The organism is Mesorhizobium sp. M4B.F.Ca.ET.203.01.1.1 (assembly GCF_004791025.1).
Lineage (GTDB): Bacteria > Pseudomonadota > Alphaproteobacteria > Rhizobiales > Rhizobiaceae > Mesorhizobium > Mesorhizobium abyssinicae.
Map to the genome: position 1 here is coordinate 15,251 of NZ_SRUO01000027.1, position 19,462 is coordinate 34,712.

General features: G+C 65.6%; 19 protein-coding genes and 1 tRNA gene. 15 read left to right on the top strand and 5 right to left on the bottom strand.

Features of this window, described 5'->3' with window-relative positions; translation table 11 throughout:
* Nucleotides 1–85: 85 nt before the first annotated feature.
* Nucleotides 86–871, bottom strand: a complete 786-nt coding sequence (gene ehuA, locus EN846_RS32665; RefSeq protein WP_127286484.1) for an ectoine/hydroxyectoine ABC transporter ATP-binding protein EhuA — start codon at nt 869–871, stop codon at nt 86–88.
* 136 nt (nt 872–1,007) lie between these two features.
* A complete protein-coding gene (locus tag EN846_RS32670) occupies nt 1,008–2,393 on the bottom strand; it encodes a PLP-dependent aminotransferase family protein (RefSeq protein ID WP_127392354.1) in 1,386 nt (461 codons plus the stop codon).
* A gap of 82 nt (nt 2,394–2,475) precedes the next feature.
* Between EN846_RS32670 and EN846_RS32675 the strand changes: the two genes are divergently transcribed.
* From EN846_RS32675 to EN846_RS32715, 9 genes are all read left to right on the top strand, one after another.
* Nucleotides 2,476–2,967: an Lrp/AsnC family transcriptional regulator gene (locus EN846_RS32675; RefSeq protein WP_127392355.1), complete on the top strand. Its 492-nt coding sequence runs from the start codon at nt 2,476–2,478 to the stop codon at nt 2,965–2,967.
* 246 nt (nt 2,968–3,213) lie between these two features.
* Nucleotides 3,214–4,707 (top strand): NAD-dependent succinate-semialdehyde dehydrogenase, encoded by a 1,494-nt coding sequence (locus EN846_RS32680; protein ID WP_127392356.1) that lies wholly within the window; start codon nt 3,214–3,216, stop codon nt 4,705–4,707.
* 179 nt (nt 4,708–4,886) lie between these two features.
* Entirely contained in the window at nt 4,887–6,266 is a 1,380-nt protein-coding gene (locus tag EN846_RS32685; RefSeq protein ID WP_128272807.1) for an aspartate aminotransferase family protein, read from the top strand.
* 165 nt (nt 6,267–6,431) lie between these two features.
* Nucleotides 6,432–7,526, top strand: coding sequence for an alcohol dehydrogenase family protein (locus tag EN846_RS32690; RefSeq protein ID WP_127392512.1), 1,095 nt, complete (start codon nt 6,432–6,434; stop codon nt 7,524–7,526).
* 194 nt (nt 7,527–7,720) lie between these two features.
* The gene (locus tag EN846_RS32695) at nt 7,721–8,692 is read left to right on the top strand and encodes a sugar ABC transporter substrate-binding protein (RefSeq protein ID WP_127284794.1); all 972 of its coding nucleotides are present in this window, start codon (nt 7,721–7,723) and stop codon (nt 8,690–8,692) included.
* Nucleotides 8,693–8,834: 142 nt separating this feature from the next.
* Complete coding sequence (locus EN846_RS32700) at nt 8,835–10,337, top strand: sugar ABC transporter ATP-binding protein (protein ID WP_127392513.1); 1,503 nt, start codon at nt 8,835–8,837, stop codon at nt 10,335–10,337.
* Nucleotides 10,334–11,350 (top strand): ABC transporter permease, encoded by a 1,017-nt coding sequence (locus tag EN846_RS32705; RefSeq protein WP_127284792.1) that lies wholly within the window; start codon nt 10,334–10,336, stop codon nt 11,348–11,350. The genes EN846_RS32700 and EN846_RS32705 overlap by 4 nt, the downstream gene beginning before the upstream one ends.
* A 52-nt stretch (nt 11,351–11,402) precedes the next feature.
* Entirely contained in the window at nt 11,403–12,404 is a 1,002-nt protein-coding gene (locus EN846_RS32710) for a substrate-binding domain-containing protein (RefSeq protein ID WP_127392515.1), read from the top strand.
* A 106-nt stretch (nt 12,405–12,510) separates the two neighbouring features.
* Complete coding sequence (locus EN846_RS32715) at nt 12,511–12,957, top strand: hypothetical protein (RefSeq protein ID WP_127392516.1); 447 nt, start codon at nt 12,511–12,513, stop codon at nt 12,955–12,957.
* Between the two features lie 114 nt (nt 12,958–13,071).
* Here the strand turns inward: EN846_RS32715 and EN846_RS32720 are convergent, their stop codons facing one another.
* Both EN846_RS32720 and rocF read right to left on the bottom strand, forming a co-directional pair.
* Nucleotides 13,072–14,130 (bottom strand): ornithine cyclodeaminase, encoded by a 1,059-nt coding sequence (locus tag EN846_RS32720; protein WP_127392517.1) that lies wholly within the window; start codon nt 14,128–14,130, stop codon nt 13,072–13,074.
* A gap of 2 nt (nt 14,131–14,132) precedes the next feature.
* Complete coding sequence (rocF, locus tag EN846_RS32725; protein WP_127392518.1) at nt 14,133–15,065, bottom strand: arginase; 933 nt, start codon at nt 15,063–15,065, stop codon at nt 14,133–14,135.
* A 131-nt stretch (nt 15,066–15,196) separates the two neighbouring features.
* On the opposite strand from rocF, the gene EN846_RS32730 reads away from it, so the two are divergent.
* Complete coding sequence (locus tag EN846_RS32730) at nt 15,197–15,637, top strand: Lrp/AsnC family transcriptional regulator (protein ID WP_127392519.1); 441 nt, start codon at nt 15,197–15,199, stop codon at nt 15,635–15,637.
* 108 nt (nt 15,638–15,745) lie between these two features.
* On the top strand, nt 15,746–16,039 hold the full coding sequence (locus EN846_RS32735; protein WP_127309150.1) for a hypothetical protein: 294 nt from the start codon (nt 15,746–15,748) through the stop codon (nt 16,037–16,039).
* Nucleotides 16,040–16,107: 68 nt separating this feature from the next.
* Here the strand turns inward: EN846_RS32735 and EN846_RS32740 are convergent.
* Nucleotides 16,108–16,182, bottom strand: a tRNA-Gly gene (locus tag EN846_RS32740).
* A gap of 224 nt (nt 16,183–16,406) precedes the next feature.
* On the opposite strand from EN846_RS32740, the gene EN846_RS32745 reads away from it, so the two are divergent.
* From EN846_RS32745 to EN846_RS32760, 4 genes are all read left to right on the top strand, one after another.
* Nucleotides 16,407–16,904, top strand: coding sequence for a prolyl-tRNA synthetase associated domain-containing protein (locus EN846_RS32745; RefSeq protein WP_127309151.1), 498 nt, complete (start codon nt 16,407–16,409; stop codon nt 16,902–16,904).
* An 85-nt stretch (nt 16,905–16,989) separates the two neighbouring features.
* Nucleotides 16,990–17,961 (top strand): thioredoxin, encoded by a 972-nt coding sequence (trxA, locus tag EN846_RS32750; RefSeq protein WP_127392684.1) that lies wholly within the window; start codon nt 16,990–16,992, stop codon nt 17,959–17,961.
* 189 nt (nt 17,962–18,150) lie between these two features.
* Nucleotides 18,151–18,822 carry an LON peptidase substrate-binding domain-containing protein gene (locus EN846_RS32755; RefSeq protein WP_127309153.1) on the top strand — a complete coding sequence of 224 codons (672 nt, stop codon included), beginning with the start codon at nt 18,151–18,153 and terminating at the stop codon, nt 18,820–18,822.
* Between the two features lie 169 nt (nt 18,823–18,991).
* Nucleotides 18,992–19,234, top strand: a complete 243-nt coding sequence (locus EN846_RS32760) for a Trm112 family protein (protein ID WP_127309154.1) — start codon at nt 18,992–18,994, stop codon at nt 19,232–19,234.
* Nucleotides 19,235–19,462: the final 228 nt, after the last annotated feature.

Here is a 19,462-nt window from a genome sequence, read left to right on the forward strand (position 1 = left end):
GTCGCCCGTCTAGGATGGTCTCGTCGCTTCGGGCTTCGTCGCCCGCGGGACGACTTCGTCGCTCGCGGGACGACTTCGTCGCCCGTTAGACGCGGTGTCCGGCCGCGATGATCTTTTTCAGGAAGCCTTGCGTGCGCTCCTGCTTGGGGTGGCGGAAAATCTCGTCGGGCTTGCCTTCCTCGACGATGCGGCCGCGGTCGAAGAACAGCACGCGATCGGCGAAATCGTGGGCGAAGCCCATCTCGTGGGTGACGAGCAGCATCGTCATGTCGGTCTCGGCGGCGAGCTTGCGCATGACGTTAAGCACCTCCTCGACCAGCTCCGGGTCGAGCGCCGAGGTGACCTCGTCGAACAGCATGATCTTCGGCGACAAAGCGAGTGCCCGGGCGATCGCCACGCGCTGCTTCTGGCCGCCGGAAAGCTGCGCCGGCATCGCCTTGGCCTTGTCGGCCATGCCGACCATGTCGAGCAGTTCCATCGCCCGCTTTTCGGCTGCGGCGCGCGCCACGCCCTTGGTCAGCATCGGCGCCAGCGTCACGTTGTCCATGACGCATTTGTGCGGAAACAGATTGAACAGCTGGAAGACCATGCCGATCTTCTGGCGCATTTTCGCCAGATGGCGCTCGTCGGCGGGCAGGAGCTGGCCGTTGCGCTCCATGTGGTAGAGATGCTCGCCATCGACCTGGATGTGACCGCCGTCGATCTTCTCCAGCGTCATCAGGATGCGCAGGATCGTCGTCTTGCCGGAGCCGGACGGGCCGATCAGCGCCAGCTTCTCGCCGGGCATGACCTGCATCGACAGGCCGTCCAGCACCTTGAAGGCGCCGAAGCTTTTGGAAATGGCGTCGACCTTGATGATGGGCGCGGGCAATCAATTTCCCCGTTCTGGAGAAGCCTATGCCCTTAACGATGCGGAACGCGCTAAATCATGTCAATTAGGAAAATAATATCATGACAATATTTCCGACGCGGCACAATTTCAGGGCAATCTGAACTCCGCTTGTGCATCAGATGGCGAGCAGGAGATGCTCCGGATCGCCAAGCAGCAGCTTGGCGACAACGCTCAAGCCGGCGCGCAGTTCCGCCTCGGCGGTCGAACCCAGCGAAATGCGCACCGCGGGATGCCAGGATGCCTCGGCGATGCGGAAAGAGCTGCCGGGCGCGATCGCCACGCCGCGCAGGCGGGCCTGCGACACAAAACTCTCCTCGGCGCGGTCGCCGGGAAGCTCGAGCCACAGGTGCAGCCCGTCGCGGTGGACGCGGTAGTCGATGCCGGCCAGCACCTCCGCGGCGATGTCCTGGCGCCGCCTGAGCGCGGCGCGCTGCCAGTGGACCAGCTCCATCGCCGTGCCGTCGGTGACCCAGCGCGTGGCGATCTCGGCCACCATCGGCGTCGCCATCCAGTTCGAGACGAGGTGACGGTTGGCCACCGCCGCGACATAGCGGTCGGGCGCGGCGAGGTAGCCGATGCGCAGGCCGGGCACGGTGATCTTGGTGAAGGAGGTGACGTAGAGCGTGCGCTCCGGCGCGAAGGCGGCGACCGGCGGCGGCCGGTCCTCGACCAGCGGGCCGAGCACGTCGTTCTCGATGATGGCGATGTCGTGCTTGCGCGCCACGGCCGCGATCTCCTCGCGCCGCCTGGCATCCATCAGCGTCGCCGTCGGGTTGATCACCGAGGGCTGCACGAAGACGGCGCGGATGTCGGAGTGCCGGCAGGCCTCATCGAGCGCCTGCGGGATCAGCCCGTTCTCGTCGATCGGCAGGCCTTCGAGGTTGAAGCCGAGATAGCGGGCGAGCGGCACCAGCGTGTGGTGGCCGATGGCCTCGGTGGCGACCGTCGAGCCGGGGGGCGCCACGCTCATCAGCGCCACCGTCATGCCGGCGGTGGCGCCGTTGGTCAGGCTGATGTTCTGCGGCGAGGCGTCGAGGCCGCAAAGCCGCAGCCATTCGACCGCCACGGCGCGGTGGCGCGGAAACACCATGTTCGGGCGGAAGGACAGTGCCGAGCTCGACAGGAGGTTTTCGGCGAGCCAGCCCAGCGCCTGCTTCAGCCGCTCCAGATGCATCGGCTCGCAGACCGGCTTCAGGATCGAGAGGTCGATGACCTCACCCAGGCGCTCGGGAATGTAAGGCGGATCCTCCTCGCGGCGCTGCGTCTGGACGAAGCTGCCTCGGCCGATCTCGCCGGAAATCAGGCCGCGCCGGATCAGTTCCTCATAGGCGCGGCTCACCGTCTGCACCGACAAATTCAGGTCCTCGGCGAGCCTGCGGTGCGTCGGCAGCCGGGCGCCATTGGCGAGCCGCCCGTCATGGATGGCGCGGGCGAACTGGTCGGCCAGCGACTGGTAGGCCGGGCGGCGAATGAGGGTGGGATCTGGCTGCCACAATGTCATGACTTATTAGAGATCGAAATCAGTGCAATTGACAATCGAAATCATGCGCCCCCATGGTGGCGGCAGCAAAAAGTGGACGCCCATGACCGCGGTGAAACTCGACCCGATCGACCTCAAGATCCTCGACGCGATCCAGCGCGACGGGCGCATCACCAAGCTGGCGCTGGCCGACAAGGTCGGCCTGTCGCCGACACCGTGCTGGATGCGGCTGCGCAAGCTGGAAAAGGCGGGCATCGTCTCGGGCTATCATGCCTCGGTCGCCATGCGAGCGGTGGCGCCGGTGGCGACCGTGCTGGTGGAGGTGACGCTGGCCAGCCACCGCCAGGCCGATTTCGACCGTTTCGAGCGCGTCGTCCGCGACATCCGCGAGATCGTCGCCTGCTGGTCGGTGGGTGGCGGCGTCGACTATGTGCTGAAGGTGATGGCGCGTGACATCGACGCCTATCAGCGGCTGGTCGACAGCCTGCTCGAGCGCGAGATCGGCATCGACCGCTACTTCACCTACATCGTCACCAAGACGGTGAAGGAGGAGACGGTGCTACCGGTGGCGGATCTGCTGCCGGGGCAAGGTTGAGTCGGTCTCGCGATCAGCTTGGAGATTGGCCGAACGTCCGCTGCTTCGCCCCAGGGTGACGAAGCGGAGGAGGCTCGGCCAGTTTTCACGGTTCGGTACTCACCGCCGGCCGTCGCGCTAGAGAGATCATCTGCGCCCAAGGGTCATTAGAGACAATCTCTCTACCTGCGGCTGCCGAAACAGCCTCTCTGTCTCGACCGCGCGGCTAGTCTCTCCGTATCGCCTCGGCACCGGGAGACCTGATCGATGTCCGCGCATCTTGCCCGCACGAACCGCCATGAAGCCCTCGACGGCCTTTCCGACCGCCGGCTGCTGCGGGCGCTCGCCTATGTCGACAGCCACTGGACGGCGAGCGAGGCGGCGGAAAGTTTCGCGGTCACCGATCCGGCGACCGGCTCAGCGATCGCCTTCGTTGCCGCGCTCGATGCAGGGCAGACCACGAAGGCGATCGATGCCGCGTCCCGCGCCTTTCCGGCGTGGCGGGCGCTGCTGCCGCAGGAGCGCTCGAAGATCTTGCGAAAATGGTTCGAGCTGATCATCGCCGCCAAGGACGATCTGGCGCTGCTGATGACGCTGGAGCAGGGCAAGCCGCTGAAGGAATCGCTGGGTGAGATCGACTACGCCGCATCCTTCGTCGAATGGTATGCCGAAGAAGCCAAACGCCTCAAAGCCGAGAGCGTCAGCAGCCATCTGCCGAATGCCGAGATGACCGTGCGGCGCGAGCCGCTCGGGGTCGTCGGCGTCGTCACGCCGTGGAATTTTCCCTCGGCGATGCTGACCCGCAAGGCGGCGGCGGCGCTTGCCGCCGGCTGCACCATCGTCGCGCATCCATCCTCGGAAACGCCGCTCTCGGCGCTGGCGCTGGCCGAGCTCGGCGAGCGCGCCGGGCTTCCCACCGGCGTGTTCAACGTCGTCACCGGCGAGGCGCGCAAAATCGTCGGCGCGATGTGCGCGGATGCCCGCGTCCGCGCCATGAGCTTCACCGGCTCGACCGAAGTCGGCCGGCTGATCGCGGCGCAGAGCGCGCCGACGATGAAGCGGCTGGTGATGGAGCTCGGCGGCCATGCGCCGCTGATCGTGTTCGACGATGCCGACATCGACAGGGCTGTGACGATTGCGCTCGACGCCAAATTCGCCACCTCAGGCCAGGATTGCCTCGCCGCCAACCGCATCTATGTGCAGCGGCCGATCTACGAGCGGTTCTGCGCCGCCTTTGCCCGCCGCATCGAGGCGCTGAAAACCGGCAATGGGCTTTCCGGCGATGCCGACATCGGGCCGCTGATGCACGAGCGCGCCGTCCAGAAGGTGGAGGAGCAGGTCGCCGACGCGCTCGCCCGCGGCGCGCGCTGCCTGGGCGGCGGCGGGCGCCATGCCGCCGGGCCGCTGTTCTATCAGCCGACGCTGCTCGTCGATGTGCCCGACGAAGCGCTGATCATGCGCGAGGAGACGTTTGGCCCGGTCGCGGCGGTGACGCCCTTCGACGACGAGGCGGAGGTTGTCGCCCGCGCCAACGCCACCGAATACGGCCTGGTCGCCTATGTCGTGACCGAAAATGGCGCCCGGCAGGCGCGCATGGGCCGCGCGCTGGACCACGGCATGGTCGCCATCAACCGGGTGAAGATCACCGGCGCGCCGATCCCGTTCGGCGGCGTCAAGCAATCCGGGATCGGCCGCGAAGGTTCGCGCCACGGGCTCGAAGCCTTTACGGACCTCAAATATCTTTGCCTGGACGTGGCGTAAGGCGCGTCGATATTCAGGTGATGCCGGCCTGCAAATGGCGGCTTCCTGCGCTTCCGGTGCTCACGTACCAAAAGTACGCTCCGCTCCGGTTCTCGGAATCCACCATTTTCGACTCGGCCTGACCTGAATCTCGACGCACCTTGGGCCGCGCAAGGCGATCTTTCTCAAGGAGTCAAAAAATGCTTGAACAGTCCAACGAACTTGCCGCCTGGGATCGCGACCACTTCTTCCATCCCTCGACGCATATGGGCACCCATGCGCGGGGCGAGTCGCCGGCGCGCGTCATGGCCGGCGGTGAGGGCGTCACCGTCTGGGACAATACCGGCAGGAAGAGCATCGATGCCTTCGCCGGCCTCTATTGCGTCAATGTCGGTTACGGCCGCCAGAAGATATCGGATGCGATCGCCGAGCAGGCGAAGAACCTCGCCTACTACCACGCCTATGTCGGGCATGGCACCGAGGCCTCGATCACGCTCGCCAAGATGATCGTCGACCGTGCGCCCGAGGGCATGTCGAGGGTCTATTTCGGACTCTCCGGCTCGGACGCCAACGAGACCAACATCAAGCTGATCTGGTACTACAACAACGTGCTCGGCCGGCCGGAGAAGAAGAAGATCATCTCGCGCTGGCGCGGCTATCACGGGTCCGGCGTGATGACGGGCTCACTGACCGGGCTCGACCTGTTCCACAACGCCTTCGACCTGCCGCGCGCGCCGATCCTTCACACCGAGGCGCCCTTCTATTTCCGCCGCGCCGACCGCTCGCAGAGCGAGGAGCAGTTCTCGCAACATTGCGCCGACAGGCTGGAAGAGATGATCCTCGCCGAAGGGCCGGACACGGTCGCCGCCTTCATCGGCGAGCCGATCCTGGGCACCGGCGGCATCGTGCCGCCGCCGGCCGGCTATTGGGAAAAGATTCAAGGCGTGCTGAGGAAATACGATGTGCTGCTGGTCGCCGACGAGGTGGTGACCGGCTTCGGCCGTCTCGGCACCATGTTCGGCTCCGACCATTACGGCATCAAGCCGGACCTGATCACCATCGCCAAGGGGCTGACCTCGGCCTATGCGCCGCTTTCCGGCGTCATCGTCTCCGACAAGGTCTGGCAGGTGCTGGTCAACGGCGCCGACAAGCTCGGCTCGCTCGGCCATGGCTGGACCTATTCGGCGCATCCGATCTGCGTTGCCGCGGGTGTGGCCAACCTGGAGCTGATCGACGAGATGGACCTGGTCACGAACGCCGGCGAGACCGGCGCCTATTTCCGCGCCGAGCTGGCCAAGGCCGTCGGCGACCACAGACATGTCGGCGAGGTGCGCGGTGACGGCATGCTGGCGGCGGTCGAGTTCGTCAAGGATCGCGACGACCGCGTGTTCTTCGATCCGGCGCTGAAGGTGGGGCCGCAGATCGCCACGGCGCTCGCGGCCAGCGGCGTCCTCGGCCGCGCCATGCCGCAGGGCGACATCCTCGGCTTCGCGCCGCCGCTCTGCCTGACGCGTGAGGAAGCCGACACGGTGGTGGCGAAGACGGCCGACGCGGTGAACAGCGTGTTCGCCGGACTCTAGTTTGACCGTCGGCGCCGCCCCTCATCCGCCTGCCGGCACCTTCTCCCCGTATAGTGACGGGGAGAAGGGAGAAGCTTCGACGCTGGAGCCCCTCTCCCCGTCCTTCACGGGGAGAGGGTAGGGTGAGGGGCAGCGCCAACCTATATTGAGTTGGAGCCAACATTCATGACATCCCATCCCCCCATTCCAGCCACCATGGCCGCCGTGCAGCTCACCGGCCATGGCGGTCCGGAAAAGCTCGTCTACCGCACCGATGTGAAGGTGCCCGCGCCGGCCGCCGGCGAAGTGCTGGTCAAGGTCAGCGCCTGCGGCATGAACAACACCGATGTCTGGGTGCGCCAGGGCGCCTATGGCACGGAAGAGGATGCGGCGGCGGTGTCGACCTGGCGCCGGCAAGGCAACACGCTTGTCTTCCCGCGCATCCAGGGCACCGACACGGTGGGGACGATCGCCGCCGTCGGCGACGGCGTGTCTGCCGACCGTATCGGCGAGCGGGTGATGGTCGACTTTTCGATCTACAACCGCGACGACGATTCGCTGGCCGACATCGACTATATGGGCCACGGCCGCGATGGCGGGTACGCCGAGTATCAGACCCTGCCGGCCGAGAACGCGCATGTCGTCGACACCGATATGAGCGACGTCGAGCTCGCCACCTTCTGCTGCGCCTATCTCACCGGCGAGCAGATGCTGGAGCGCGCGGCTTTGAAGGCCGGGGAGCGGGTGCTGGTCACCGGCGCTTCGGGCGGCGTCGGCTCGGGCATCGTGCAGCTGGCGCGGGCGCGCGGCGCCATCCCCTATGCCATTGTCGGCAAGGGCAAGGAGCAAGCGGTGCTCGATATCGGCGCCGAGAGGGTGATTACGCGCGGCGTCGCGGATCTGCCGGCCGCCGTCACCGAGGCGACCGGCGGGCAACCCATCGATGTCGTCGCCGACCTGGTCGGCGGCGCGATCTTCAACGATTTGCTGCGCATTCTTCGGCCGGAAGGGCGCTACACGACGGCGGGCGCCATCGCCGGGCCGGTGGTGCAGCTCGACCTCCGGACGATGTACCTCAAGCAGTTGCAGCTCAACGGCTCCAGCCAGGGCACGCGGGCGGACTTCCGCCGCATCGTGCGCTACATCGAGGACAGGAAGATCAAGCCGCTGGTCGGCGGTGTCTACAGGCTGTCGGACTTCCACCGCGCCCAAGCCGATTTCATCGCCAAGGATTTCGTCGGCAAGCTGGTGGTGGTGCCGGACGCGATGTGGGCTCGCTGAGCGCGAGCCGCCCGTCGCCCGACCGCTTGCCGGCGCATAGGCGCGCCCTAGATGCCGCCCCTAGCTACGGGGGCGGCCGGCAAGAGATGCCTCAAGCCTCCATGCTGATATTGACATCGGTCAAAGTTGCACACTAAACCTTGCTGCGTAATCGGTTACGTAACCGATTACGGATCAATCAAGTGGAGGAAAGCATGAGCAAGGATCCAAACGCGTCCGGTCTCGATCTAGGCCAGTTCTCGCGCCGTCAGTTCCTCAAGACCAGCGCATTGGCGGCCGGCGCCCTGGCGCTGCCGTTCGGGCGGGCGCTCGCCGCCGACAAGCCGAAGGTCGGCCTGGTCATGAAGTCGCTCGCCAACGAGTTCTTCAAGCAGATGCAGGCCGGCGCCGAAGAGTACGCGGCCAAGAACAAGGACAAGTTCGATTTCGCCGCCGTCGGCATGAAGGACGAGCGCGACTTTGCCGCGCAGGTCGACGCCATCGAGAACTTCATCACCCAGAACTTCAACGTCATCGTGGTCGCGCCGGCCGATTCGAAGGCCATGGTGACGCCGATCGCCAAGGCGCTGAAGGCTGGCATCAAGGTCATCAACATCGACGTCTCGCTCGATACCGAGGCCAAGAAGAAGGCCGGCATCGACCTCGCCTTCTTCGGTCCGGACAACCGCGCCGGCGCCAAGCTCGCCGGCGATGCGCTCGGCAAGGCGCTGGGCAAAGGCGGCAAGGTCGTCATCCTCGAGGGCAATCCCGAGGCCGACAACGCCAAGGAACGCAAGCTCGGCTTCGACGATGCGGTGAAGGAACACGGCCTCGACCTGCTCGATTCGAAGACCGCGCATTGGGAGACCGAGGAAGCCAACACGCTGATGACCAACTTCATGACCCAGCACCCCGACATCCAGGGCGTGATGGCGGCCAATGATTCGATGGCGCTCGGCGTCGTCAAGGCGATCGACGCGGCCGGCAAGTCCGGCCAGATCAAGGTGGTCGGCTTCGACAACATCCCGGCGGTCGGGCCGCTGCTGAAGGAAGGCAAGATGCTGGCCACCGTCGAGCAGTATGGCGCGCAGATGGCCGCCCTCGGCATCGACTACGGCCTGCGCGAGCTCGCCGGCGAGAAGTTCTCCGGCTGGGTCAAGACCGACATCAAGCTGGTCACCGGCTGAGGCGGGCGAAGAGGCACCGGGCATTTAATGGCTGGTGCCATCGCTGCGCTTACCTCATCATCGCCGCCGGCAATTCCGGCGGCGGTGACGGCGCGCCGACGCCGCCTTGGCGGCCGAACGGCGCAATCCAGGATTTTGCTGCATGGATGACGCGATTCTTTCCCTTCAAGGGGTCGGGAAGATCTTTCCCGGCGCCGTCGCGTTGAGCGACGTCTCGCTGTCGATCGCGCGCGGCGAAACCCATATCGTGCTCGGCGAGAACGGCGCCGGCAAGTCGACGCTGATCAAGCTGCTCGCCGGCATCCACCAGCCGGACAGCGGCGCGATCGCCTTCAACGGCCAGCCCTACCAGCCCAAGACGCCGCATGACGCGCATCAGACCGGCATCCGCATCGTGCATCAGGAGCTAAACCTGCTCCCCTATCTCAGCATCGCCGAGAATCTGATGCTGGAAAGCCTGCCGCGCCGCCGTTTCGGCATCGTCGACGGCAAGGCGCTCAACCGGCGCGCCCTGGTGCTGCTGAAGGAGGTCGGGCTCGACATCGATCCGCGGACGCGCGTCGAGGCGCTCGGCGTTGCCCAGATGCAGCTGGTCGAGATCGCCAAGGCGCTGAGCTACGACAGCAAGCTTCTGGTGCTCGACGAGCCGACGGCGACGCTGACGCCGCCCGAGATCGAGCGCCTGTTCGCCATCATCAAGCGGCTGAAGGCCAAAGGCGTCACCATCATCTACATCTCGCACCGCCTGCACGAGGTGTTCGAGATCGGCGACCGGGTGACGGTCCTGCGCAACGGCAGGCTGGTCGCCACCCGCGATCTGCACGGCCTCACCGTGCCCGACCTGGTGCGCATGATGATCGGCCGCGACATCGCCGACGAATACGGTTTCGACACTTCGATCGTGCCGGGCGAGGTCGCGCTCAGCGTGGCGAACCTGAAGCGCGACGCCACGACACCGGCGATTTCCTTCGATGTGCGGCATGGCGAGATCCTCGGCGTCGCCGGGCTGGTCGGCAGCGGCCGGACGGAAGCCATGCGCGCCCTGTTCGGGGCCGATCCGAAACTCGATGGCGTCGTCGCCATTGACGGCAGGCCGGTGGCGATCACGGCGCCCAAGGACGCGGTCCGGCATGGCTTGAGCCTGCTGACCGAGGACCGCAAGGGGCAGGGCCTGCTGCTCGACCTGCCGGTGGACAAGAACATCACCATCACCGATCTCGGCAAGGTCTCGCGCCACGGGCTGGTCAACCGCAAGGCGGAGGCGGTGGCGGCGACCGACCTGGTCGGCCAGCTGCGCGTCAAGGCAAGCTCGATCGAGCAGGCGGTGCGCAACCTGTCCGGCGGCAACCAGCAGAAGGTGGTGTTGGCCAAATGGCTGTTCCGCGGCACCTCGACACTGATCCTCGACGAGCCGACACGCGGCGTCGACATCGGCGCGCGGCGCGAGATCTACCAGCTCTTGTGGATGCTGGCGGCGGCTAAGAAGGGCATCATCATGGTGTCGTCCGACCTGCCCGAGCTGATGGGCATGTGCCACCGCATCGTCGTCTTTTCAAAAAACAGAATTGTCGGCGAGGTGCCGCGCGCCGAATTCGACCAGGAGCGCATCCTGTCGCTCGCCTATCAGGAGTATGTGCGACCATGAGCGAGACGTCCGAAGCAACCGTGTCGGCGCCTGTTTCCCCCGGCCGGGCGAAATTCCTGCGCTTCCTCATCCGCGATGCCGGCGTGCTCCTGGCGCTGGTGCTGATCACCGTGTTCTTCTCGGCCAGCGCGCCCTATTTCGCGACGCCCGGCAACGCGCTGAAGATCTTCGTGCAGATCGCCATCAACACGGTGCTGGCGGCCGGCATGACCTTCGTCATCCTCACCGGCGGCATCGACCTGTCGGTCGGCTCGGTGCTGGCGCTGTGCACGGTGGTGGGCGCCACCATCATGATCAACGAGAGCCTGTCGCCGGCGGTGGCGATCACGCTGGCGCTGCTGGCCTGCATGGCGACGGGTGCCGCCTGCGGACTCCTCAACGGCTGGATCTCGACGCGCTGGAAGATCCCCTCCTTCATCGTCACGCTCGGCATGCTCAACATGGCCGCAGGCGCGGCGCGCGTGGTCAGCGACAATTCGACCATCACCGGCCTGCCGCAGAGCTTCGTCGATTTCGGCAATCTGATCATCGGCGGCTTCCTGCCCTCGATCTTCCTGGTCGCGGTGCTGGTGATCGCGGTCGGCTGGTTCGTGCTGCGCTTCACCGTCTTCGGCCGCATGATCTTCGCCGTCGGCACCAATGACGAGGCGGTGCGGCTCTCCGGGCACAATCCGGACTTCTACAAGGTCGCGGCCTTCACCATCAGCGGCCTGACCGCCGGCATCGCGGCGATGGTCTATCTGTTGCGCCTCAACATCGGCAGCCCGATCGCCGGCGTCGGCTACGAGCTCAACGCGATCGCCGCGGTCATCATCGGCGGCACCAGCCTCAGCGGCGGCAAGGGCTCGATCATCGGCACGCTGGTCGGCGCCTGCATTTTGCAGGTGCTGAGCACCGGCCTGCAGCTTCTGGGCGTCGGCGACAATTTCAAGCCGATCGTGATTGGGCTTGTCATCGTGCTCGCCGTCATCCTAGACGCATATAGGGAGAGGCTGTTGCGCAAGATACGCTAGGTTTTCCGTCCGGACTTGCGTGGGAAATGTAGGAGCGCTGGGACCAGGGGCCATGACAACGATCGCCGATGTCGCGCGTTACGCGGGGGTGTCCGTCGCAACGGTCTCGCATGTGATGAACCGCACGCGCCATGTCGAGCCGGAGACGGCCGAGCGCGTGCGCGCGGCGATCGCGGCCCTGCGCTACAGCCCGAATTCGCTGGCGCGGAGTCTCAGGCGCGGCGAGACCAAAACCATCGGCCTGCTGCTCCCCGACAATTCCAACCCGTTCTTCGCCAGCGTCGCGCGCCAGATCGAGGATGCCGGGTTTGTCGCCGGCTATACGGTGATCCTGTGCAACTCCGACGGCAGCGCCGAGAAGGAGGAGCGCTATCTGTCGGTGCTGATGGCCAAGCAGATCGACGGGCTGATCTTCGCCGGCTCGTCCGACCATGCGGGGGTGTTCTCGCGCCTCGCGCCCGACGTGCCGGCGGTGCTGCTCGACCGCGAGATCCATTCCGTCCATGTCGATTCCGTGCTGGTCGACCACGATCACGGCGGCTATCTCGCCGGCCAGTATCTGGTCGGGCTCGGGCACAAGCGGATCGGCGTCATCGGCGGCCCGCGCGATTCGAGCTCCAGCCCGGCGCGCCTGCGCGGCTTTACCCGGGCGCTGCAGGAAGCAGGCGTCGACCTGCCGGCTTCAGCAGTGGTCGATTCCGACTACCATTTCGCCGGCGGCCGCCTGGCGATGGAGCGGCTGCTGACGCAGGCGCCCGACATCACGGCGGTGTTCGCCTGCAACGATCTGATGGCGATGGGCGCGGTCACGGCGCTGCGCTCACGCGGATTGCGGGTTCCCGACGACATGTCGATGATCGGCTTCGACGACATCCCCTATGCCGTCACCACCTGGCCGCCGCTGACGACGATCGCGCAGCCGGTGGAGAAGATCGGAACGCGGGCGGTCAGCCTGCTGCTGGAGCGCGTCGCCGAGCCGGCCGCGCATTCGCGCCGAGAGATCCTGATGCCCGTGCTGGTCGAGAGGGAAAGCTGCGCGCCGTTGCGCGGGTAAAGCGATCCCGAAATTGAGAACAGGTTTTCTTACTTCGGCCGTGAACTCATAAATGAAAGGACCAGCACGAGTGGAAAGCAGACGATGAGGTTGCTATCCTTCCAGGATGAAGCATGAACGTCTTTGCGCAATCGCTCACAACTTCGCCGACTCGATGGCAAGTGGCCTAGGCTTTGTTGTCGGCTACTGCCAAACCGACGTGTTTGGAGAGGCCGCCACCACCACGGGTGGAGTAATCGAGATCGACTTCCTGCGCGGGAGTGTTGTCAGAGGCCGCCCTTCGGACCAATTGAAAAGTGCTGCGGTCATGTTTGGGCAAGCCTTTCCTGCCTTCTGCAAAAAGAACGGCGCGGAGGTGACGGACTTCCAGAGTTTTCTCGCTGCGTTTGATGCCATAGGCGGCAGGTGCCGCGCAGTGCTGACCGTTGTAGATCGAAACGGCCGCCGTTCTCTTACGGAGTATGACGGCGTCCCGTTGAAGCGCTTAAGAGTTCTGGACACGTTGGGCCGTATACGCCGAAAAACGAGGCAGATCGAAAAAGTTAGCCAGTAAGCCAGTGTCCCGAATGGCGACATGCATTGGTGGCGGCAAATGTTGACGTCAGCGCTGCCCCTCATCCGCCCCTTCGGGCACCTTCTCCCCGTGAAACGGGGAGAAGGAAAAGGCTCAAGCCGCTGGCTGCATCTCCGCTCTCAGCAGCATGCCGAACAGGTCGCGCGGCTCGTCGGGGTCGGCGAGCAGGTCGAGCTCCTCATAGAGGCCGGTGGCCTGGAGCTGGTCGCGGACGTAGCGCAGGGCGGAAAAATCCTCGGTGGCGAAGCCGACGGAATCGAACAGCGTGATCTGCTCCGGCGCCTTGCGGCCTTGCGCCTTGCCGGTCATCACCTGCCACAGCTCGGTCACCGGATGGTCGGCGTCGAGCTGCTGGATCTCGCCCTCGATGCGGGTCTGCGGCGGGAACTCGACGAAGATGTCGGAGCGCAGCAGGATGTCGCGATGCAGCTCCGTCTTGCCGGGGCAGTCGCCGCCGACGGCGTTGATGTGGACGCCGGCGCCGACCATGTTGTCGGTGAGGATGGTCGCGTACTGCTTGTCCGCCGTCACCGTGGTGATGATGTCGACGCCTTCGACCGCGTCCTGGCCGGTCGCGCAGATGGTGATGTCGAAACCCTTGCCGGCGAGGTTGCGGGCGCATTTTTCAGAAGCCGAACGGTCGATGTCGTAGAGGCGCAGCCTGTCGATGCCGAGCAGCGCCTTGAAGGCGATGGCCTGGAACTCGGACTGGGCGCCGTTGCCGATGATGGCCATGGCGCGCGAACCTTTCGGCGCCAGGTATTTGGCCGCGACGGCGGAAGTGGCGGCGGTGCGCAGCGCCGTCAGGATGGTCATCTCGGTCAGCAGCATCGGATAGCCGGAGCCGACATCGGCGAGCACGCCGAAGGCGGTGACCGTCTGGCGGCCCTCGCGCATGTTCTTCGGATGGCCGTTGACATATTTGAAGCCGTACATCTTGCCGTCGCTGGTCGGCATCAGCTCGATGACGCCGTCATGGCTGTGCGAGGCGATGCGCGGCGTCTTGTCGAACAGCTCCCAGCGGCGGAAATCCTCCTCGACATAGGTGGCAAGCTCGGTGAGGAAGCGCTCGACGCCGATGGTGAGCACCAGCTTCATCATGCGGTCGACGCTGACGAAAGGGACGATGGCAAGGCGGGACGGCTGGGTCATGATCAGAGGCTTCCGGAATGGCTGCGGGTCGGGCGGTCCATGATGCGGCGGCCCATCAGGCTGGCGGTGAGGTCGACCATCAGGGTGGCGGTGCGGCCGCGCTCGTCGAGGAACGGGTTGAGCTCGACGAGGTCGAGGCTGGTGACCAGGCCGCTGTCGGACAGCATCTCCATCACCAGATGCGCCTCGCGGAAGGTGGCGCCGCCGGGCACGGTGGTGCCGACGGCCGGGGCGATCGACGGGTCGAGGAAATCGACATCGAGGCTGACATGCAGCAGGCCGTTTTCCTGCTCGACCTTGGCCAGGAAGGCGCGCAGCAAGGGCGCAATGCCATGCTCGTCGATGGTGCGCATGTCATGCACGGTGACGCCCGCCTCGTTCAGCGCGCGGCGCTCGGCCGGATCGACGCTGCGCAGGCCCATGGCGCAGATGCGGGCAGGATCGACGGTCACAGGTAGATCCGGGAAATAGCCCTTGAAGCCGGCCTGCCCGCTCGCATAGGCGAGCGGCACACCGTGCAGATTGCCGCTGGTTGTGGTGTCGAGCGTATGGAAATCCGGATGCGCGTCGAGCCACAGCACGAAGAGCGGCCGGCCGAGTTCCGCCGCCCGGCGCGCGACCCCGGATACCGTGCCGGCGGAGATCGAATGGTCGCCGCCGAGGAAGATCGGCAATGCTTCGCGAGACGCCGCGTAGGCGGTGTCGGCGATCGCCGCCGTCCAGGCGGAAATCTCCGGCAGCGCTTTCAGCGCAAGATTGCCGTGGACGACAGCGCGCGCCTCGGCCTTCTCGACCGCGCCCCAGTCCTCGACCTGGTGGCCGAGTTCCGACAGCACCGAGACCAGCCCCGCCGTGCGCAGCGCGCTCGGCCCCATCTCGCATCCCATCCTGCCCGCACCGTCCTGCACCGGCGCGCCAACGATCCTGCAGCGCATGATTCTATCCGTCCTTGCGATTGATCGCAGGAATGAACCATCATCCGGTGGCGGTTTGAACAGACGAAATTGGCATTTCGAGAAGGCTGATCTATCATATTGGACAAATGATTTGATCGAAATGGGCAGTCATGGATGCGCTTGACGAAAGGCTGGTGACGCTGCTGAGGCACGATGCACGGCGCAGCGTCTCCGATCTCGCGGTCGACCTCGGCGTGTCGCGCGCCACGGTTCGATCGCGCATGGCGCGGCTGGAAAAGTCGGGCGATATCATCGGCTACACGGTGGTGCTGCGCGCCGACGCGGTCGACCAGCGCATGCGCGGCGTGATGATGATCGAGATCGAGGGCCATGCCGCCGACCGCGTGATCCGGGCGCTGGGCGGCTTCGCCGAAGTGTCGACCATCCACACCACAAACGGCCGCTGGGACCTGGTGGTCGAGCTTGGCACCGCGTCGCTGACCGATTTCGACGCGGTGCTGCGGCGGATCCGGCTCATTCCCGGCATAACGGGGAGCGAGACGAGTTTGCTGCTGGCGACGCCGAGGACGACGCGGGCGAGGCTGGCGTAATAAAGGCGGCAGACGTCAGGAGTGGACGGCGACGCGCTTCCTTTGCGTCGCGACTTTCCCCTATTCTCCGGGGTATGAGCCGAGCCATAAATCGTGGGAACCAGCGCGATGCTGAAGATAATCGCGGCCGGGGTCGGCCTCGGCCTTGTCGGGTTCCTCGTCGCGATTTTCACCATGGGCGCCGGGCACGGAACGAATGTCCCGGGTTTCATCGTGGTCCCCTGGGTGATGCTGCTGATGATGGCTGGCGCTGGCGCCTTGCCCGGGTTGCTCAGCGCCTGCGTCCAATTCACGATCTATGTTGCGCTGATCCGCTTCAGGCCGCTGCTTGCGCTGCCCATCGGGATCCTTCATTGCGTCGCCGCGGTATGGGGAATGGCGCGCAACGGTATCTTGTTCTGAAGGGCCCAAAACGCGAAAAAGCCGCGGCGAACCGCGGCTTTTCGTTTGCTTGATCCCCGGAGGGAAACTGGAGCGGGTGAAGCGATTCGAACGCTCGACCCCAACCTTGGCAAGGTTGTGCTCTACCCCTGAGCTACACCCGCTCACGCGGCTTTGGGCCGCAAGCCGGGCCTATATGGCTGAAGAGCGCGGCGATTGCAACAGGGAAATGACGGGCTTTTTCACCTAGCTCGACAGGGCTAGAAGCTCCGTTGCGGCAGATGCGGGGATTCGTCGCTTGCCCCGGCGACGGTCTTGTCTCGGTGCGGTGATTGGCCGTAAACGGCGTAGCCGGAGCCGAGACCAAGCGCGACAGAAGTGAGGACCGATGCCGAAGACCGAAGCCGAGCTCAATGCCTTTCTTGCCGACCTCGGCATCGGCGTGTCGACGATCCGCCATCCGCCGCTCTACACGGTCGCCGATTCCCAGGCGCTGCGCGGCGAGATCGCCGGCGGCCACACCAAGAACCTGTTCCTCAAGGACAAGAAGGACAATTTCTTTCTCGTCACCGTGGATGAGGAGGCGGAGGTCGATCTCAAGCAGATCCATCATCTGATCGGCGCGGCCGGCCGCGTCTCGTTCGGCAAGCCGGAAATGCTGATGGAACTGCTCGGCGTCATTCCGGGCGCAGTCACCGTCTTCGGGCTGATCAACGACAGCGAGCGGCGGGTCAAGGTCTTTCTCGACCAGGAGTTGATGAGCCATGCGGTCATCAATGCGCATCCGCTGACCAACGAGGCGACAACTTCGATCGCATCGGCCGATCTCGTCAGATTCGTCGAGGCAACCGGACACGATGCTGTTATCTTGAAAGTCACGTCATGATCGCCACATGGATGGCGAAACCTGACCTCCAGCAAGAATTGTCGCGCCTCCCGCTGGCCGGCGGCGCGACCGGAAGGGCAATGACATGAGCGACAACAATCCATTCGGCAGCAGTGGCGGCCAGTATGCCACGACGGTGCAATATGGCGGCGGCGAGCCCAAGCTCTCGCTCGGCGAGGCGCCGGCCGACCTGATCAAGGACACGACGACGGCCGGCTTCGCCGCCGACGTCGTCCAGGAATCGCGCCGCCAGCCGGTGCTGGTCGACTTCTGGGCGCCGTGGTGCGGCCCCTGCAAGCAATTGACGCCGCAGCTCGAAAAGGCGGTCAAGGCCGCCGGCGGCTCGGTCAAGCTGGTCAAGATGAACATCGACGACCACCCCTCGATCGCCGGCCAGCTCGGCATCCAGTCGATCCCGGCGGTCATCGCCTTCAAGAACGGCCAGCCGGTGGACGGCTTCATGGGCGCCATTCCCGAAAGCCAGATCGCCGAGTTCATCAAGAAGGTCGGCGGCAAGAACGGCGCCGGCAACCAGGTGGCGGAGGCGCTGGCGGCGGCGGCGGAAGCGCGCGGCGCAGGTGACGCGCAGACCGCGGCCGACATCTACGACGCCATTCTCGAGCAGGCGCCGGAAACGATCGAGGCGATCGCCGGACTCGGCGAGCTGCTGTTCGAGGCCGGCGACACGGAAGGCGCCGAGGCCGTTCTGGCGCGGGCGCCGGAAGACAAGAAGGACGCGCCGCCACTTGCCGCGCTGCGCGCCAGGATCGCGCTCGCCGCGCAGGCCGCCTCGCTCGGCAATCCGGCCGAGTTCGAGCGCCGCCTTGCCGCCAATCCGGCCGACCACCAGGCGCGCTTCGACCTTTCGATGATCCAGAATGCCCGCGGCGAGCGGACGCAAGCCGCCGACAATCTGCTGGCGATCATCAAGGCCGACCGGAGCTGGAACGACGACGGCGCCAAGGCGCAGCTGTTAAAATTCTTCGAAGCCTGGGGCATGACCGACGAGGCGACGCTTGCCGCACGGCGCAAACTGTCGTCGCTGCTGTTTTCCTGAGGCGGTTCGCCGGCTGTTTTTGCCGCATGGGCTTGCGGCCGGATGCGAATGCGCCAGATTAAGCTGCGTTGATTTTTCAGGTGAGGCCGGCCTGACCTGAATCTCGACACAGCTTGGAGGCACGAGTAGCCTTTGGCGGCGAGGAGGAGATCGCGGCTTTGACACGCTTCAGGCGATCGGAGGGCTGATTTGCAGGCGGGAAACGCGCATTACCGGCGTGGCGCCGATCTGCCGGCGACGATCCCGGTGTTTCCGCTTGCCGGCGCGCTGCTGTTGCCGGGCGGGCGCATGCCGCTCAACATTTTCGAGCCGCGCTATCTGCAGATGGTCGACGAGGCGGTCGGCGGCGCGCGGCTGATCGGCATCATCCAGCCCAGTCTCGACGGCGCCCTGCGCGACGACGGCGAACCGGAACTGTGCAGCGTCGGCTGCGCCGGGCGCATCATCTCGTTGGCCGAGAGCGGCGACGGCCGCTACCTGATCTCGCTGCAAGGCGTCTGCCGCTTCCGCATCACGCATGAGGCCGCCACCAAGACGCCGTTCCGGCAATGCCGGATCGCGCCCTTCCTCGCCGATCTCGATGAAGACCGCGCCGGCGCCGAGGTCGACCGACCGTCGCTGCTGAAGGCGTTTCGGGCCTATCTGCAGGCCAATGATCTCGAAGCCGACTGGGAGAGCGTCAGCCGCGCCGAGAACGCCATGCTGGTCAACGCGCTGTCGATGATGGCGCCCTATGGGCCGGCCGAGAAACAGGCGCTGCTCGAGGCGGCGGACCTGAAAACGCGCGCCGAAACGCTGATCGCCATCACCGAAATGGCGCTGGCGCGCGAGGGTGAGGATTTTGGCTCGAGCCTGCAGTAGGTGTATCGATATTCAGGTGAGGCCGGCCTGCAAACGGCGGCTTCCGGTGCTTCCGGTGCTCACGTACTTCAAGTACGCTCCGCCCCGGTTCTCGGAAGCCACCATTCTCGACTGGGCCTGACCTGTATCTCAACACACCTTACGCACCAGTCGGACAGGGAAAAGTGCAATGGCTGCGGAAGGACGTGACGGACAGAAGGCCAGTGTCGATCCGAAGCTGCTGGAGCTGCTGGCGTGCCCGCTGACCAAGGGTCCGCTGACCTGGGATGCGGAGCGCGGCGAGCTGATCTCGCGCGTGGCCAAACTTGCCTATCCGGTGCGCGACGGCATCCCGATCATGCTGCCCTCGGAGGCGCGGACGATTTCCGCCGAGGACCTGCTGTCGCCGCCGCGGCTCGGCGGGCCGGCGTGAGTGGGTACGGCGAATAGAAAAGAGGGTCGCATCCGGTCGAACCGACCCCCTCTGGCCTGCCGGCCATCTCCCCCTGGAGGGGGGAGATCACGCGCAGCAAAGGCGGCCCCTCCCATTTTTCTGGATTGAAAGCCGGCGGGCGAAGTGAGGGTGCCTTTCCTCTCCCCCGTCGATTGGGGGAGAGGTGTCGAGCGAAGCTCGACGGAGTGGGGGTCGACCTGCTCACCG